The organism is Methylobacterium sp. Leaf104, assembly GCF_001422885.1.
GTDB lineage: Bacteria > Pseudomonadota > Alphaproteobacteria > Rhizobiales > Beijerinckiaceae > Methylobacterium.
Window position 1 is genome coordinate 237,102 of the sequence record NZ_LMMZ01000037.1, and the last position, 15,452, is coordinate 252,553.

Genomic DNA, 15,452 nt, shown 5'->3' on the forward strand with positions numbered 1-15,452 from the left:
GATCTTCAGGTCCAGGCCGATTCAAAGAACGTTGGTTCGAGAAACATCCGGCGCGGCCATAGCACGTTTGCGCGCCGGCTCACCCCTGTCGAATGCGGGTCTGCCCTACGGGCTGCTAATTGACCTTCGCGCGATCGGCCGCAAGAGCCTCGGCGCGCTGGCGCTCCGTCGGCTCCAGACCCTTCAGGTTTTCGTCGAGCCAGGGGTCCGACAATCCCTGCGCCGAGGCAGCGAGATTCCAGGCCGCCGCCTCAACCAAGTTCTTCTGAACGCCGCGCCCAACCACGAACAGTCGCGCGATCCGATTCTGAGCGATGGCGTTCCCACGAGCAGCGGCGTGCTGGAAGTAGCGCGCGGCGCGCGTCTCATCCTTCGGCAGGCCGGTGCCGTTGAAGAGAAGGATGGCGAACTCGACCTCGCCGGCCAGATCGCCGTTATCCGCCGCCCGCCGGAACCATTCGGCGGCCTGGGTCGAATCCTTGGTCACGCCGCGACCCTGCAGGTAGAGGACCCCGAGATCGTGCTGTGCGGCGCCGATCTCACCGTCGGCCGCCTTGCGGAACAGGGTGGCGGCCCGGGCCTGATCCGGGTCGGTGCCGGTGCCCAGGAGGATCAGCGCAAGGTTGTAGGCTGCGGTCGTGTCCCCCTTCTCGGCGGCTTTCTCCAGCCATTGCCGCCCGGCTTTCATGTCCTTGGCGCCCCCACGCCCGTCGATGGACATCAGGCCGAGCGACGCCATCGCGTGCACGTCGCCCTGCGCAGCTGCGAGGCGGTACCATTCGGCTGCCTTCACCGGGTCCTGCTTGAGGCCGAGACCCTGATTGTAGAGTTCGCCCAGCAGCGTCATCGCCGCCGCATCCTTCGGATCGGCCGCGATCCGCTTCGTCGCCTCGCGGAATGCAGTCGTGTACTGACCGCGCTGGTAGGCGCCGAAGGCCGTATCCGCCGGCTTGTCGCTGGGCTTCGCCATGAAGGGCACGGACCGCATGGCATTCGGGGAGTAGGGTGTCGGCAGTTCCTTAAGGGGTGCCGAGAACACCTCGCGTGTCGCGGGCTTCGCCGCTTCCGGCGACAGCGACGACGCAGCGTAAACCTCGCCGAGACCGAAGATCAGCGCCGTGAGGCTGAGCGCCACTCTCACGCGGTCGCCTCCCGGACGGCGGCCACCTGCATCTGGATGGCGCCGACGTCGGCGGTCTCGCCGATCCAGAGGGTACTTTCCAGCCCGAGGAACTCGGCGCCCGTGGCCAGGAGCGGACCGACCTGATCCGTTGCATGCGCGACAGCGATGCAGGGTGTCTCGAAGATCTCAGTCCACCAGCCGGCCCGGTCTAGCACCGTCTCGGCATCCGGCGCCATGCCGTCAGCGTAGAGACCGCCGAACATCACGTAGTCGACACCGGCCTCGCCGGCCTCCATGGCCGCGTGCTTCTGCTCGTGCCCACCTGCGCCGAGGATGCGTCCGTCGGCGAGGCGCTCACGCAGATCACGCAGATCACCGTCTCGCGCCTTGTCCAAGTGAATCCCGTCGGCCCCGCCGCGCGCCGAGACGCTGACAAGGTCGCCGGCAAAGCCTGAGCAGGCGACGACCATAGCGGCACCCGCATCCTGAGCCACCGGCGCCAGACGCTTGACCAAATTGACGAGGCTGCGTTCGTCGGCCGGGGCTAGGCGTAGGATGACGGCGGCGACATCGCCGGCCATGCAGGCGGCGGTGATCGCGGCGGCGAGCGCTTCGGCGTCACCGGCCTCGACCTGGTGGGGACTGAGCAGAGCGAGGCGGGTGCGGGGTTCCGACATACGGTGTCCTTCAGACGCCTCAGCTCGCAGCGCCGATCTTCGGATCGAGAGAGCCATTGGCGTAGCGCTTGGCCATGGTGGCCACGGAAACCGGGCGGATCTTGGAACCCTGGCCAGCGGTGCCAAACTCTTCGAAGCGCTGCCTGCAGAGCTTGGTCATCGCTTCCATGGCGGGCTTCAGGTACTTACGCGGATCGAACTCGGCCTTGTTCTCGGCGAGGATCTTCCGGATCTGACCGGTCATCGCCATCCGGTTGTCGGTGTCAATGTTGATTTTGCGCACACCGTGCTTGATGCCGCGCTGGATCTCCTCGACCGGCACGCCCCAGGTCGGCTTCATCTCGCCGCCGTACCGGTTGATGATGTCCTGGAGGTCCTGCGGCACCGACGAGGAGCCGTGCATCACGAGGTGGGTCGTGGGCAGGCGGCGGTGGATCTCCTCGATCACGTTCATCGCCAAGACGTCGCCGTCAGGCTTGCGCGTGAACTTGTAGGCGCCGTGCGAGGTGCCCATGGCGACGGCGAGGGCGTCGACCTTGGTGGCCTCGACGAACTTCACGGCCTCGTCGGGATCGGTGAGGAGCTGGTCGTGGCTAAGCACGCCCTCGGCACCGTGGCCGTCCTCGGCCTCGCCCTGACCGCTCTCCAGAGACCCAAGTACGCCGAGTTCGCCCTCGACCGAAACGCCGGCCCAATGGGCCATCTTGGTGACGTTGCGGGTGATCTCGACGTTGTAGTTGTAGTCGGCAGGGGTCTTGCCGTCCGCCTTGAGCGATCCGTCCATCATCACCGAGGTGAAGCCGTACTGGATGGCGGTGGCGCAGGTGGCTTCATCGCTGCCATGGTCGAGGTGCATGCATACCGGGATGTGGGGATAGATCTCCACGAGGCCGTCGATGAGCTTGGCCAGTACGATGTCGTTGGCGTAGGCGCGCGCGCCCTTGCTCGCCTGCAAGATCACCGGAGAGTCGGCCGCATCCGCCGCCGCCATGATGGCGAGGCCCTGCTCCATGTTGTTCAGGTTGAACGCGGGCACGCCGTACTCATGCTCGGCGGCATGATCCAGGAGCTGCCTCAGGGTGATGCGGGCCATGGGTTTCTCCTCAGATACGAATGCCGCGAAGGCGATCCGCCAACCGACGCGCCAGGGGGCGCAATCCTTCCGATTTCGTTCGTCTTTTCGGATCTTTGCCGGTCCGTTGCAACTCTCGCAGGACAGCAATCCGGGGACGCGGCGCGGTGTCGGAGGACGTAGGCCGTCCTCCCGGATTTCACCGCGTCGCGACTGCGGTCAGCCCTTGGCGCGCAGGGCCTCGACGCCGGGCAGTTCCTTGCCCTCGAGCCATTCGAGGAATGCTCCGCCGGCCGTGGAGACGTAGGAGAAGGTCTCGCCCACGCCCGCATGGTTCAGGGCCGCCACCGTGTCGCCGCCACCAGCCACCGAGACGAGCTTACCGGCCTTGGTCCGCTCGGCCGCATGCTGGGCCGCCGCCACGGTGGCGGCATCGAATGGCGTCAACTCGAAGGCGCCGAGCGGACCGTTCCAGACCAGGGTCGCGGCCTCGTCGATGGCTGCATTGATCTCGGCCACCGAGGCAGGGCCGGCATCGAGGATCATGCCGCCGTCCGGCACGGCATCGACCGACACCGTCTGGTACGCTGCGTTCGCCTTGAACTCGGAGGCCGAGACCGCGTCGACCGGCAGGATGATCCGGCACTTGGCCGCCTTGGCCGCCTCGACGATGCGCAGGGCGGTATCGGCAAGGTCCTTCTCGCAGAGCGATTTGCCGACAGTCTTGCCCTGCGCGTGCAGGAAGGTATTGGCCATGCCGCCGCCGATGACGAGCATGTCGACTTTCGCGACGAGGTTCTGAAGGAGGTCGATCTTCGAGGAGACCTTGGCACCGCCGACGAGGGCGATGACCGGACGAGTCGGGGCTTCCAGGCCCTTGGTCAGGGCGTCGAGTTCGGCCTGCATCAATCGACCGGCAAAAGCGGGCAGCAGGTGGGCAAGCCCTTCCGTCGAGGCGTGCGCCCGATGCGCGGCCGAAAACGCCTCGTTGACGTAGAGGTCGCCGTTCACGGCCAGCTGCTCGGTGAAGACCTTGTCGTTCTTCTCCTCGCCGGCATGGAAGCGGGTGTTCTCGAGGAGGAGGACGTCTCCGTCCTTCAGGCGCGCGACGGCATCGGCCGCGGCCGGGCCGACGCAATCCTCGGCAAAGGCGACCGAGAGGCCGAGCTTCCGGCTCAAGGTCTCCACGACAGGCTTCAGCGACTCGGACGCGACGGGCTTTCCTTTCGGACGCCCAAAATGCGCCAGCAGCACCACGCGGCCGCCCTTGTCGGCGATCTCGGCGATCGTCGGCACGATCCGCTCGATACGGGTGGCGTCGGTGACGCGTTCACCCTCCATCGGTACGTTCAGGTCCACGCGAAGGAGCACGCGCTTGCCCTGAAGCGGGCCGGCATCGTCGAGGGTGCGGAAAGCGGTCATCGGGGCCTTGGCTCTGGTCGGGCGGGACGAGTCTGGATCAGCGCGGCGGCAGCATCGCATCCAGGTGGAAGCGCTGAGCGGCGATTGTCAGTGCGACCGTGAGGACTGCAGTGATGATCGCGGTGAGCACGAGAGCACCGGAGCCGGGAAGACCGCGAGTGCGGTCGGCGATGGCACGGACTTCGCTGCGGAGGGCGGAGAGGTCGCTCTGGCGGGCTGCCTCGTTCATGCGGCCGGCGGCACCTTCGACCTTCTCCTCGACGCGGGACAGCAATGCCTCGGAGCGCGCATACTTGTCCTCGATCCGCGAACACTTGTCCTCGATCCGGGCCAGCTGATCGCTACTCGGTCCGTTGCCGTGCGCCGGGAGAGGTGCGGCCTTGCCGATCAAGACCGGATCTGCCGGAACCGAACCGGCGGGGGCCGTAGCCGGCGCGGGCGCCGGCGACGGGGGTGCTGAAGTGCCTGGAATGAAGTCGCGTCCGGTGGGGGAGGTCTCTGTCATGTCAGGCACACCATGCTGGTCGTCGCGTGGTCTTCGGGAACCTTCGAACCGTCAGAAGTCGGTGAAGCGGCTCAGAGCAGCTTGCCCATGGCCACGGCCGTGTCGGCCATGCGGTTCGAGAAGCCCCATTCGTTGTCGTACCACGACAGGATGCGCACGAAGGTGCCGTCCATGACCTTGGTCTGGTCGAGATGGAAGGTCGACGAGTGGGGGTCGTGGTTGAAGTCGATCGAGACGTTGGGCTGATCGGTGTAGGCCAGCACGCCCTTGAGCGGACCGTCGGCGGCGGCACGGATCGCGTTGTTGATCTCCTCGACTGTGGTCTGGCGCTTGGCCGTGAAGACGAGATCGACAGCCGACACGTTGGGGGTCGGTACACGGATCGAGGTGCCGTCGAGCTTGCCCTTCAGCTCCGGCAGCACCAGGCCGACAGCCTTGGCCGCGCCGGTGGATGTCGGGATCATCGAGAGTGCAGCGGCACGGGCCCGGTAGAGATCCTTGTGCATTTGGTCCAGCGAGGGCTGGTCGTTGGTGTAGGAGTGGATCGTCGTCATGAAGCCGCGCTCGATCCCGACGAGATCGTTCAGCACCTTGGCCACCGGCACGAGGCAGTTGGTGGTGCAGGAGGCGTTCGAGATGACGAGGTGGTCGGCGGTCAACTTGTCGTGGTTGACGCCGTAGACCACCGTCAGGTCGGCTCCGTCGGCAGGGGCCGAGACGATGACGCGCTTGGCGCCGGCGTCAAGGTGGGCCTTGGCCTTGTCCTTCGACGTGAAGATTCCGGTGCACTCGAGGGCGATGTCGACACCGAGCTCGCGATGGGGCAGCTCGGCCGGATTGCGCACGGCCGTGACCTTGATGCGTTGGCCGTCGACAACGATGAATTCGCCGTCGACCTCGACCTTGGCGTTGAAGCGGCCGTGGATCGAATCGAAGCGCAGGAGATGGGCGTTGGTCTCGACCGGGCCGAGGTCGTTGATCGCCACCACCTCGATGTCCTTGCGGCCGGCCTCGTGGATGGCGCGCAGGACGTTGCGACCGATGCGTCCGAACCCGTTGATGGCAACCTTCACCGACACAGCGTGAGTCCTTCCCATAATCAGGCGCCGGCCACGCAGCACCCTCCAGCATGATGATCGTCGCGGCGTGCCCGACGGGCAGGCCTCGATCTGTTGCCCGCTCTGTGCGAGTCCCGATTGAACGACAGATGAACTGCCGCGCAGGCCCGGGCGCGCGATCGCAGCCGAAGACCGGAAGGAAGCGCGCGGCGCGACGCTGACCAAGTTGGCGGACAGGGGCCTGTCCTCTCGCCTGATCGCGTCACGGGTTGCCGTATAGCCGGTCTGCGGGCGGGCGGTCTCTAACATGGTGACAAATCGCGGCAAAGGTTACATGGCACGCCACACGGGGTGGATAACCCTTTCCCGGTGGATACCCTGTCCCATCCCGGCATGGCGCAGGGGCGTCCGTCCGGTAAAACCGAAGTCCCGCTTAGCGTTCGGCCGGTGGAACGTTGTTGAAGAAAAGGGGCATTCATCCGTGAGCCAGACCATCGATCTGGCGCTGCAGCGCCTGGAGGCCGTGCTCTCCCGCCTGGAGGTCGCCGTCACCCAGCGCTTCGAGGCCGAGCGTGACCCGAGCGACCTCGAGACCGAGCTGGCGATCATGGGTGAAGATCGGGCGCGACTCGCCGCCGAACTCGATGCCGCGAGCGCCCGCCTCGCCGAAGTCGAGGCGACCGCCGCAGATGTCGACCACCGCCTCGGGCGGGCGATCGATGCCGTCGAGGGCATGCTGGCCCCGTCCCACGGCAGCCGCTAACCCATGAAATCCAACGCTTCAGCGATCCGAAACCGATGCCTCAGATCAACGTCACCATCGACGGCAAGAACTACCGGATGGCCTGCGCCGACGGCGAGGAGGCACACCTTACCGCCCTCGCCGAGGGGCTCGACGGACGCATTACCGAGATGCGCCGATCCTTCGGCGAGATCGGTGACATGCGCCTCCACGTGATGGCGGCTCTGATGCAGGCGGATGAATTGCAGGAAGCGCAGGGGCGTCTCGCTGCCCTGGAGCAAGAGGTCGCCGCCCTCCGGGCGACGGTGGAAACGGGCGAGTCCTTGCGTGCGGCCGAGGAGGAACGGCTCGCGGAAGGCCTGGTGCGTTGCGCCGAGCGGATCGAGCGCCTCGCGCATGTCATTTCCGCGGGGTGAAACCGCAGCGGCCGGAATTCCGCCAGGCGACGAGGCGCCCCCCTGGCGCTCCCCGTAGGCCGACGCTACATGGGGATAGCGGGGCTGCCGGGTCCGTCAGGAGAACTTTTCCCCGGGGCCTTATCGACTCCCCAGGGAGCTGTCCCTGGCCTCGTCCCTGGACTTGGCCAACACGGCGCCCACCTACATTGTAGGTTTCCCGGGATCGACACTCCAACGGCTCACGTGGCTCCGCACTCAGACCCCTTTCCCGCCGGACATGCCATCTCCGCCCACAAGGCGGCTCTTCGGGCCGAGGCCCTGGCCCGCCGCGACGCCCTCCCCGAGGAGGATCGCCGTACCGGCTCGGTGCGCATCGCCACGACGGTGATGGCCATCGGCGCACTGGCCGAAGCCGGGATCGTCGGAGCGTTCTGGCCGATCCGCAGCGAGGTCGATCCTCGTCCGCTCGCTCGCCTGCTATTCGCGCGCGGACAGCGCATCGCCCTGCCCAAGGTCACGCCCGAGGGACTCGTCTTTCGCGAATGGCGCGAAGGCGAGACGCTGGTCGCTGGGCGCTTTGGTCTCAGCGAACCGAACGACGTCCTGCCGCCCCTCGATCCCACGGCGTTGATCGTCCCGCTGGCGGCCTATGACCGACGCGGCCATCGCATCGGCTACGGACGCGGCTACTATGACCAGGCCATCGAGCGCCTGTCCCGGAATGGTCCGGTGCTGACGATCGGCGTGGCCTTTTCGGTCCAGGCGGTGGATGAAGTCCCCTCTGAGCCGCACGATCAGCCGCTCGATCATCTCGTCACCGAAGCGGGCCCGGTTCCGCTGATACGGACCTGACTTTCCGCGATGCGCATTCTCTTTCTCGGCGATGTGGTGGGCCGTCCCGGCCGCACCGTCATCTCGGACCGTCTTCCCGCCCTCCGCGAGCGCTGGCGCCTCGACTGCGTGGTGATCAACGGCGAGAACGCCGCCGGCGGCTTCGGCCTCACGGAAGCGATCTGCGACGAACTCCTTCAGGCGGGGGCCGACGCGGTGACCCTCGGCAACCATTCCTTCGATCAGCGCGAGGCCCTCGTCTTCATCCAGCGCCAGACGCGCCTCGTGAGGCCTGCGAACTATCCGCCGGGCACTCCGGGTCGAGGCGCTACCGTGGTGGAGACCCATAAGGGCGCCCGCGTCCTCGTCCTCAACGTCATGGGCCGCCTCTACATGGACGCTCTCGACGATCCGTTCGCCTCGGCCGAGCGCGAACTCTCAGCCTGCCCCCTCGGCGCCGTGGCGGACGCGGTCATCGTGGACGTACATGCCGAGGCGACCAGCGAGAAGCAGGCCTTCGGCCACTTTCTCGACGGCCGTGCCAGCCTGGTCGTGGGTACCCACACCCACACGCCGACCTCGGATCACAGGATCCTGCCTGGCGGCACCGCCTACCTCTCGGACGCCGGCATGTGCGGCGACTACGATTCGATCCTGGGCATGCAGAAGGACGAGCCACTGCGCCGTTTCCTGCAGAAAACGCCGGGTGCTCGTCTCGAAGCGGCTCAGGGCGAGGGCACGCTCTGCGGCATCGCGATCGAGACCGACGACGCGACGGGCTTGGCGAAGAGCGTTGCCGCCGTGCGCCTCGGGCCGCATCTGGAGGAGACCTGGCCGCGGGCGTGGGATTAGCCGGCGCAACGGGCAACCATCCACGGCCCGACGCCACTGGCGACTTGATCGGTGCCGAACCACCCTGCAATGTGCCGGCGCGTCCGCGCGCTCGCTGCGCCGGGCCGCCAGTTCCGCGTTGAGAGTGTGCCCGAGCCGATGGCGACCCCACCCGCACCCGCGACGATCGCCAAGCCAGGCATCTATCTCGTCCGGATGCTGGTCTTCCTGATCCTGGTCGGGTTCCTCGCCTTCGTCCTGTTCCGTCAGATCACGCCGGCCTTCCTGGCCAATCCGGGATTGAACGGGCTCATCCTCGGCGTCCTGCTCATCGCCGTCCTGCTCGCTTTCGGGCAGGTGGTGCGGCTCTATCGCGAGGCGAACTACGTCAACGCCGTCGCGGCCGGCGAGAGCCCGGGCCGGCCGCCGTCCCTGATGGCACCGCTGGCACCCGCCATCGCCGCCCGGCACGACGGGACGACCCTGCCCACCAACCGTGCCTTCCTCGACACCGCGGCAGCCCGCCTCGACGAGGGCCGGGAGATCCTCCGCTACGTCTCGGGTCTCCTCATCCTGCTGGGCCTCCTCGGCACGTTCTGGGGCCTCATCGACACACTGAGCGCGGTCGGCTCGGTGATCAGGACCATGCGTGGCGGCGGCGAGGCCGCGGCGATGTTCGACGAGTTGAAGAACGGCCTCGCGGTGCCACTCTCCGGCATCGGCCTCGCCTTCTCGGCCTCCCTGTTCGGCCTCGCGAGCTCGCTGATCATCGGCTTCCTCGACCTGCAGGCCGGGCAGGCGCATGCGCGCTTCCACAACGAGCTGGAGGACTGGCTCCTCTCCGGCGAAATACCGCAAGGTCGTGTCGAGGTCGCGGCCCCGGCGAAGGCGCAAGCCGCGCCACTTCCGACACAGGACCCGGCCAGCGCCCGCGAACTGAAAGAGGCCGTGGACCGCCTGACCAGCGTGGTGGCGGAGGGCGCCAACGGGCGGGTCGCCACCCAGGCCATGACGAATCTGGCGGAAGGCATCCAGGGGCTCGTGCAGCACATGCGGGCCGAGCAGCAGATGATTCGCGACTGGGTCGAGGCGCAGGCGACCCGCGAGCGCGAGCTGAAGCAGGTGCTCGAGCGCCTGGGCCGCGAGCGGACCTGAGATGGCCTCGACGCGCGGTCGCCGCGACCGGAGCCTGAACGTCTGGCCGGGATACGTCGACGCCCTGGCGACGCTGCTGCTCGCCGTCGTCTTCCTGCTCACGATCTTCGTGGTCGGCCAGTTCTTCCTGTCCCAGGAGCTCAGCGGCCGCGATTCGGTGCTGACCCGCCTCAACCGCCAGATCTCCGACCTGACGGAGCTGCTGGCCCTCGAGCGCTCGACCCGAAAGACGCAGGAGGAGCAGGCCTCGTCGCTGCGCAGCACCCTGCTGGGAACGCAGGCCGAGCGGGACCGCCTGAAGTCCCAGGCCGAGGCGTCGGAGAGCTCGGCCGGGCGCCAGGGCGAGGTCGACCGGCAGTTGGCGGCGGAGCGGGCGAACACGGCCCGGGCCGTCTCGCAGATCGACCTGCTGAACGAGCAGATCGCGGCGATGCGGCGGCAGCTCGCGGCGCTGGAGGATGCCCTCGCCGCATCCGAGACCCGGGACCGCGAGAGCCAGGCCCGAATCGCCGATCTCGGCAGCCGCCTGAACGTGGCCCTTGCCCAGAAGGTGCAGGAGCTGGCGCGGTACCGCTCGGACTTCTTCGGCCGCCTGCGCCAGATCCTCGGCAACCGGCAGGACATCCGCATCGTCGGCGACCGCTTCGTGCTGCAATCCGAGGTGCTGTTCCCGGCCGGCTCCGCCAGCCTGAAACCGGAGGCCGGTCCCGAGCTCGACCGCATCGCCGGCGCGATTCTCGACCTCGCCAAGCAGATCCCGGCCGACATTCCCTGGGTGCTGCGCATCGACGGCCATACCGATGCCCGGCCGATCGCCAGTGCGCAGTTCCCGTCGAACTGGGCTCTCTCGGCGGCGCGCGCCATTGCGGTGGTCCAAGCCATGGTCGCCAAGGGCATCCCGCCCCAGCACCTCCTCGCGGCCGCCTTCGGCGAGTTCCAGCCCATCGAGGCCGGCACCACCGAGGAGGCCTATGCCCGCAACCGCCGCATCGAGATGAAGCTCACCGAGCGCTGAGCCTGCGTCTCACTTCACGATCCGGTCGAGCCGGTTGTTGACGAAGAAGTACAGCTCCTTCGCACCGGGCTCGTTGTAGAGCACCTGCACCTCGCGGCCGGCGCGCCCCTCTCCCACCAGCACATCGGTGGGTGGCTTGCCCTTCAGCCGGACGAGGTCGCACTCGCCGATGCCGATCTCGATCGCGGCGGCTCCGACCGGTGCCGGCGCGGTGCAGGTCCCCTCCCCGGTCAGGACCGGACCCTGGAAGGTCGGTGCCGGCACGGGCTTGGGCAGGGCGACCGGGATCGGAGCGGGCGCCGCGCGCTCGGTGCTGGAACAGGCGGACAGGCCACCGGCCGCCAGAGCAGCCAGCACGATCAGGCGCGGTCGTTTCGAAACGGGCAAGGCAGGATCCTCAGCGCTGAGCGGGATTCCGCGCGCTGAGCGCGGCCGCGTAGAGAGCCGCCGCGTCCCGATGGAACGCGGCGCGCGAATCGGGCCGGGAATAGAACATGTGACCACCCGGGTACACGGCGAGGTCGAGGCGTCCGCCGCCATAGGCCGGCATCTGGTCGATCAGGAGCTTCGACGCGAAGTACGGTGTGACGAGGTCGGTGTACCCATGGGCGACCAGCACGCGCATGTTGCCGTCGAGGGCCAGCACGCCGCGCAGGGCACCGAGGGATTCGGGCGCCGAACGCCCTCCACCCCAGGACCAGCCTCGGTTCACGGCGCCGTTGAGCAGTTCGTAGCGCAGGTCCGGCACCCGGTAGTTCAGGGTGTCGTTGTAGAGCGCGATCATCGCGCTGGTCAGCGGGGCTTGAAGCCCGGTGAGCAGCGGATCCTCGAAACCCGAATGGGCGGCATTGGGGTCGGGGTCCCAGCCGGTCACGCCGGTGTCGTAGGCACTGGCGACCCGCCCGGTGTCTCGGCCGATCTCGCGCTGGACGCTCTGGCCGGAGAGCCGCCCGGCCTGGCGCCGGACGAAGCTCGGGTCGAGCCCGGTCAGGGCGCCGACCCGGTCGCCCAGCCGTGCCACGGCGGCGCCGTCGGACGGCCCCTTGAGGAGATCGGCGAGGTACGGTCCGGTGGCATAGGCCTCCGCGTCCGCCATGGTCTCGCGCGTCGGCGTGCCGCCCGCCCGCTCGATGGCCGCGGCGGCAAAGGACGGCAGCTTGATCACGTGGCCCCAGGGCGTGGTGCGGGGCGCCTGCAGCCAGGCGAAGTCGAGCACGGGCGAGAGCAGAACCATGCCGGACAGACCGACGCCGATCTCCTCCTGGAGCTTCGAGGCGATCAGCGGCCCCCGAAAGCCACCGTAGCTCTCGCCCACGTAGAATTTCGGCGCCGCCATGCGGTCGTTGGTCCGCAGCCAGCGGGCGATGGCCGAAGCGAGCACGGACGCATCGGCATCGACGCTCCAGTAGCGCTTGGCGTCGCCATCGGCCGCACGGCTGTAGCCGGTGCCCACGGGGTCGATGAACACGAGGTCGGTGAAGTCGAGCCAGGTCCCGTCGTTCGGCACCAGGCCGATCGGCGCCGAGGGGCTGATGCTGGCGCCTTCTACCGGCAGGCGCCAGGGCCCGATCGCCCCGATATTGAGGTAGGCCGACGCGGCGCCCGGTCCGCCGTTCACCGCAAAGGTCACGGGGCGGGCCGAGTCGCTCTTCTTGCCGCCTGCCGGGCTGGCCAGCGTGTACGCGATGAAGGCGATCTCCGCCTGGAGCTTCCCGGCCTCGTCGACGAGCGGCAGGCTTCCGGCCCGGGCGGTGAAGGCGAGCGCTCGACCGTCCGGCAGCGTGACGCTGTGCTCGGTGACGGCGTCCGCCGGGAGTTTCCCACCCTGGGTGCCGCGGGGCTCGGGCGCCTTTCGTGCTTCGGCCGGCCGCTCGCCCTGCGGTGCAGGTTGCGCCTGAAGCGGCGGTGCGGCGAGAAGCAGGGCCGCGAGGCCGATGGCGAGACGTCTCATGGCGTTTCCTCTCGGCGATCGTTGGAAGGCGGCAGCGCCGTCAGGCCTTCTTCTGCCAGCGGCCGTCGTCGTCCTGCTGCCAGTAGGCGATCGCATGTCCGGCGGCCTTCGCCTCCTTCCACTGCTCGCGGGCGCGCAACAGGGCATCCTGGTCGGTGCCTTCGAACAGCACGCAGATGCGGGCGTAATCGGCGGCGTCCGAGGGCAGATCGGCGCCTTCGACCAGGAAGCGGATCGACGCGGCGTTCGGGTTGGTGTCCTTCAGGGTCAGCACGACCGGCTGGCTGGCCGCATCGACGTCGCGATCGGTCCCGTGCGGCAGGAAGCTGTCGTCGCTGTAGGTCCAGAGCTGGTCGTCGAGGGCCTGAAGCCGCTCCTCGCTGGCGGCCTGAATCGCCGCGCGCCACTGGCGCTCCAGCGAGCGCTCCAGCAGGTTCGGCAGCACCGTCTCGAGGGGCTGGTTCTGGAGATGGTAGAACAGGATCTCGGTCACACCCTGCAAGGTAGTCATACGCTGCGCCAAAGCCAGCGGCATCGCCTTCCACCGCGCCGCTTCCGGCGTGCGGACCCGCGCGTGAAAACCGCGCAGGCGCCTCCCGGGAACAGAACCGGCGGCACGCCCGTGAGTAAGCGTTCGAGGACGCCGACGGCGATCCGTGCGAACGGGCAGGGAATTGGACAGGATGCGACACCGGAAGGCGCTGCGCGATCAGGTCATGGTCATCACCGGGGCCTCGAGCGGCATCGGTCTCGCGACCGCCCGCATGGCCGCGAAGGCCGGGGTCCGGGTCGTCCTGGCGGCGCGCAGCGGCGAAACCCTCGGGCGCATCGCGCAGGAGATCGAATCCCAGGGCGGTCACGCCGTCGCAATCGCGGCCGACGTCGGCAAGCGCGCCGATGTCCAGGCCGTCGCGGATCGCGCGATCGCGGCCTTCGGCGGCTTCGACACCTGGGTCAACGTGGCCGGCCTGACCATCTACGGGCCGCTGAGCAAGGTCTCCGATGCCGACCACGAGCGCCTGCTCCAGACTAATTTCTGGGGCACGGTCTACGGCGCGCTGATCGCGGCCGATCATCTGCGTGCGCGGGGCGGCAGTATCATCAACATCGGCAGCGTGGCCAGCGACCTCGCCTTCCCGTTCCAGGGCATGTACTGCGCCAGCAAGCACGCGATCAAAGGGTTCACCGACGCCTTCCGGATGGAGCTGGTCGACGAGGGCGCACCGATCTCGGTGACGCTGATCAAGCCCACCTCCATCGATACGCCGTTGCCCCACCGCGCGCGCAACTACATGGACCGTGAGCCGAGTCTGCCGCCCCCGGTCTACCGGCCGGAGGAGGTGGCGCGCGCGATCCTGCACGCCGCCGTGCATCCCGAGCGGGACATCGTGGTCGGCGGTAGCGGCAAGGCCCTGACCAGCCTCAAGGAATTCTCTCCCGGCACCTACGACCTGCTGGCGCCCGCGATCATCGCTTTTCAGAAGCGCCGCGAGCCCCCCCGCGACCCGGACGGTGCGCTGTACGCACCGGGACAGGACGGCGAGACGCACGGCGATCAGCCCGGCCACGTCCGGCGCACCAGCGTTTACACGCGGACGTCCCTCCACCCGGCCGCGACGGCGGTCCGACTCGGCCTGGGGCTCGCCGCGACCGCCTTTCTCGCTCGGCAGAACCGGCGCCGCCGGCGCTCGCTCTGATGGAGCTCGGACCCGTCGCCAGCCCGGTCGGGCGCATCTCGCCGAGTGTCGCCGCGCGCCTGGTCCCGCGTTCGACCATCGATCTGCACGACGGCCGGACGCTGGCCTATGCCGAGGCCGGACAGGGGCCGGCCCTCGTGATCATTCACGGGACGCTGATGTCCCTGGAGGACATGTGGCTCGGGCCGGTGCCGCATCTCGCCGAGCATTTTCGGGTCATCGCCGTCGACCGCCCGGGCCATGGCTTTAGCCGGCGCCAGGGCATCGCCGATGCGCATTCCTGGCGGCAGGCCGCCTTGATCCGCGACGGCGTGCGGGCGCTCGGCCTCGAGCGGCCAATCATCGTCGGCCATTCCTTCGGCGGGGCGGTGGGTATCGCCTACGGCCTGCAGTTTCCGGACGAGATCGCGGGTGTCGTCGCGCTGGCGCCGATCTGCTTTCCCGAGCCCCGGCTCGAGCACCTGCTGTTCGGCCCCCGGGCGGCTCCGGGTGGCGGCCTCGCCTCGGCGCTCCTCGGACGCTCCGTCGATCCTGCGCTGCTGCCTCTCCTGTGGAACACGATGTTCCTCCCGGCCACGATGCCGCCCGGCTACGCGGAAGCCTACCCGTTCGGGCTCGTCGGGAATGCGGAACAGCTGGTGGCCGAGGGCGAGGATGCGGCGGGGCTGATGGCCGGGCTGACCCGAAGCGCCCTCGCCTATCACAGCTGCCGCGCTCCGGTGCGCATCCTCGCCGGCGATTCCGATATCGTCGTCAGCACGCCGAGGCACGGATACTGGGCCTCGCATCGCATCCCGGGAGCCGTCTTCACCGGCCTTTCCCGGACCGGGCACATGCTGCACCACCAGCATCCCGAAGCCGTCCTGGAAGCGGCCCGGGCCATCGCCGGTCAGGCGCGCCAGAAAACCTGATCGAATTCCGGCGACGTCCGAGTTTGCATAAACTTCGTCAACCGGAAGCCATTATTGCAGTGCA

General features: G+C 68.4%; 17 protein-coding genes and 1 other RNA gene. 9 read left to right on the plus strand and 9 right to left on the minus strand.

The genetic code is table 11. The annotated features are described in order from the left end of the window. Positions 1 to 115: 115 nt before the first annotated feature. From ASF49_RS18045 to gap, 6 genes are all read right to left on the minus strand, one after another. A complete protein-coding gene (locus tag ASF49_RS18045; protein ID WP_056476137.1) occupies positions 116 to 1,141 on the minus strand; it encodes a tetratricopeptide repeat protein in 1,026 nt (341 codons plus the stop codon). Then, positions 1,138 to 1,800: a thiamine phosphate synthase gene (locus ASF49_RS18050; RefSeq protein ID WP_056476140.1), complete on the minus strand. Its 663-nt coding sequence runs from the start codon at positions 1,798 to 1,800 to the stop codon at positions 1,138 to 1,140. The genes ASF49_RS18045 and ASF49_RS18050 overlap by 4 nt, the downstream gene beginning before the upstream one ends. A 19-nt stretch (positions 1,801 to 1,819) precedes the next feature. Next, the gene (gene fba, locus ASF49_RS18055; RefSeq protein WP_056476143.1) at positions 1,820 to 2,893 is read right to left on the minus strand and encodes a class II fructose-bisphosphate aldolase; all 1,074 of its coding nucleotides are present in this window, start codon (positions 2,891 to 2,893) and stop codon (positions 1,820 to 1,822) included. Between the two features lie 198 nt (positions 2,894 to 3,091). Further along, on the minus strand, positions 3,092 to 4,294 hold the full coding sequence (locus ASF49_RS18060) for a phosphoglycerate kinase (RefSeq protein ID WP_056476146.1): 1,203 nt from the start codon (positions 4,292 to 4,294) through the stop codon (positions 3,092 to 3,094). A 37-nt stretch (positions 4,295 to 4,331) separates the two neighbouring features. Continuing rightward, positions 4,332 to 4,799, minus strand: coding sequence for a hypothetical protein (locus ASF49_RS18065; protein ID WP_056476149.1), 468 nt, complete (start codon positions 4,797 to 4,799; stop codon positions 4,332 to 4,334). Positions 4,800 to 4,870: 71 nt separating this feature from the next. Next, a complete protein-coding gene (gap, locus tag ASF49_RS18070; protein WP_056476152.1) occupies positions 4,871 to 5,878 on the minus strand; it encodes a type I glyceraldehyde-3-phosphate dehydrogenase in 1,008 nt (335 codons plus the stop codon). A gap of 460 nt (positions 5,879 to 6,338) precedes the next feature. Between gap and ASF49_RS18075 the strand changes: the two genes are divergently transcribed. The 7 genes from ASF49_RS18075 (at position 6,339) to ASF49_RS18100 (ending at position 10,829) form a co-directional block, all read left to right on the plus strand. Next, complete coding sequence (locus ASF49_RS18075; RefSeq protein WP_056476155.1) at positions 6,339 to 6,620, plus strand: DUF4164 domain-containing protein; 282 nt, start codon at positions 6,339 to 6,341, stop codon at positions 6,618 to 6,620. A 35-nt stretch (positions 6,621 to 6,655) separates the two neighbouring features. Next, positions 6,656 to 7,015, plus strand: a complete 360-nt coding sequence (locus ASF49_RS18080) for a cell division protein ZapA (protein ID WP_056476157.1) — start codon at positions 6,656 to 6,658, stop codon at positions 7,013 to 7,015. A 78-nt stretch (positions 7,016 to 7,093) separates the two neighbouring features. Next, positions 7,094 to 7,251: non-coding RNA, 6S RNA (gene ssrS, locus ASF49_RS23280), on the plus strand. Beyond that, entirely contained in the window at positions 7,241 to 7,849 is a 609-nt protein-coding gene (locus ASF49_RS18085) for a 5-formyltetrahydrofolate cyclo-ligase (protein WP_056476160.1), read from the plus strand. Before ssrS ends, ASF49_RS18085 begins: the two co-directional genes overlap by 11 nt. A 9-nt stretch (positions 7,850 to 7,858) precedes the next feature. Next, entirely contained in the window at positions 7,859 to 8,680 is an 822-nt protein-coding gene (locus ASF49_RS18090; RefSeq protein WP_056476163.1) for a TIGR00282 family metallophosphoesterase, read from the plus strand. Positions 8,681 to 8,818: 138 nt separating this feature from the next. After that, positions 8,819 to 9,814 carry a MotA/TolQ/ExbB proton channel family protein gene (locus ASF49_RS18095; RefSeq protein WP_056476166.1) on the plus strand — a complete coding sequence of 332 codons (996 nt, stop codon included), beginning with the start codon at positions 8,819 to 8,821 and terminating at the stop codon, positions 9,812 to 9,814. A gap of 1 nt (position 9,815) precedes the next feature. Beyond that, positions 9,816 to 10,829, plus strand: a complete 1,014-nt coding sequence (locus tag ASF49_RS18100) for a peptidoglycan -binding protein (protein ID WP_056476169.1) — start codon at positions 9,816 to 9,818, stop codon at positions 10,827 to 10,829. Positions 10,830 to 10,838: 9 nt separating this feature from the next. Here ASF49_RS18100 and ASF49_RS18105 read toward each other — a convergent pair whose 3' ends face one another. The 3 genes from ASF49_RS18105 to ASF49_RS18115 are packed head-to-tail and all read right to left on the minus strand — an operon-like array spanning position 10,839 to position 13,273. Beyond that, entirely contained in the window at positions 10,839 to 11,216 is a 378-nt protein-coding gene (locus ASF49_RS18105; RefSeq protein WP_056476172.1) for a hypothetical protein, read from the minus strand. 10 nt (positions 11,217 to 11,226) lie between these two features. Beyond that, positions 11,227 to 12,780 carry a S10 family peptidase gene (locus tag ASF49_RS18110; RefSeq protein ID WP_056476177.1) on the minus strand — a complete coding sequence of 518 codons (1,554 nt, stop codon included), beginning with the start codon at positions 12,778 to 12,780 and terminating at the stop codon, positions 11,227 to 11,229. Between the two features lie 40 nt (positions 12,781 to 12,820). Next, complete coding sequence (locus ASF49_RS18115) at positions 12,821 to 13,273, minus strand: DNA polymerase III subunit chi (RefSeq protein WP_056476414.1); 453 nt, start codon at positions 13,271 to 13,273, stop codon at positions 12,821 to 12,823. A gap of 190 nt (positions 13,274 to 13,463) precedes the next feature. On the opposite strand from ASF49_RS18115, the gene ASF49_RS18120 reads away from it, so the two are divergent. Then, a complete protein-coding gene (locus ASF49_RS18120) occupies positions 13,464 to 14,477 on the plus strand; it encodes an SDR family oxidoreductase (RefSeq protein WP_056476180.1) in 1,014 nt (337 codons plus the stop codon). Further along, the gene (locus ASF49_RS18125) at positions 14,477 to 15,388 is read left to right on the plus strand and encodes an alpha/beta fold hydrolase (protein ID WP_056476182.1); all 912 of its coding nucleotides are present in this window, start codon (positions 14,477 to 14,479) and stop codon (positions 15,386 to 15,388) included. The genes ASF49_RS18120 and ASF49_RS18125 overlap by 1 nt, the downstream gene beginning before the upstream one ends. The last annotated feature ends 64 nt before the right edge of the window (positions 15,389 to 15,452 follow it).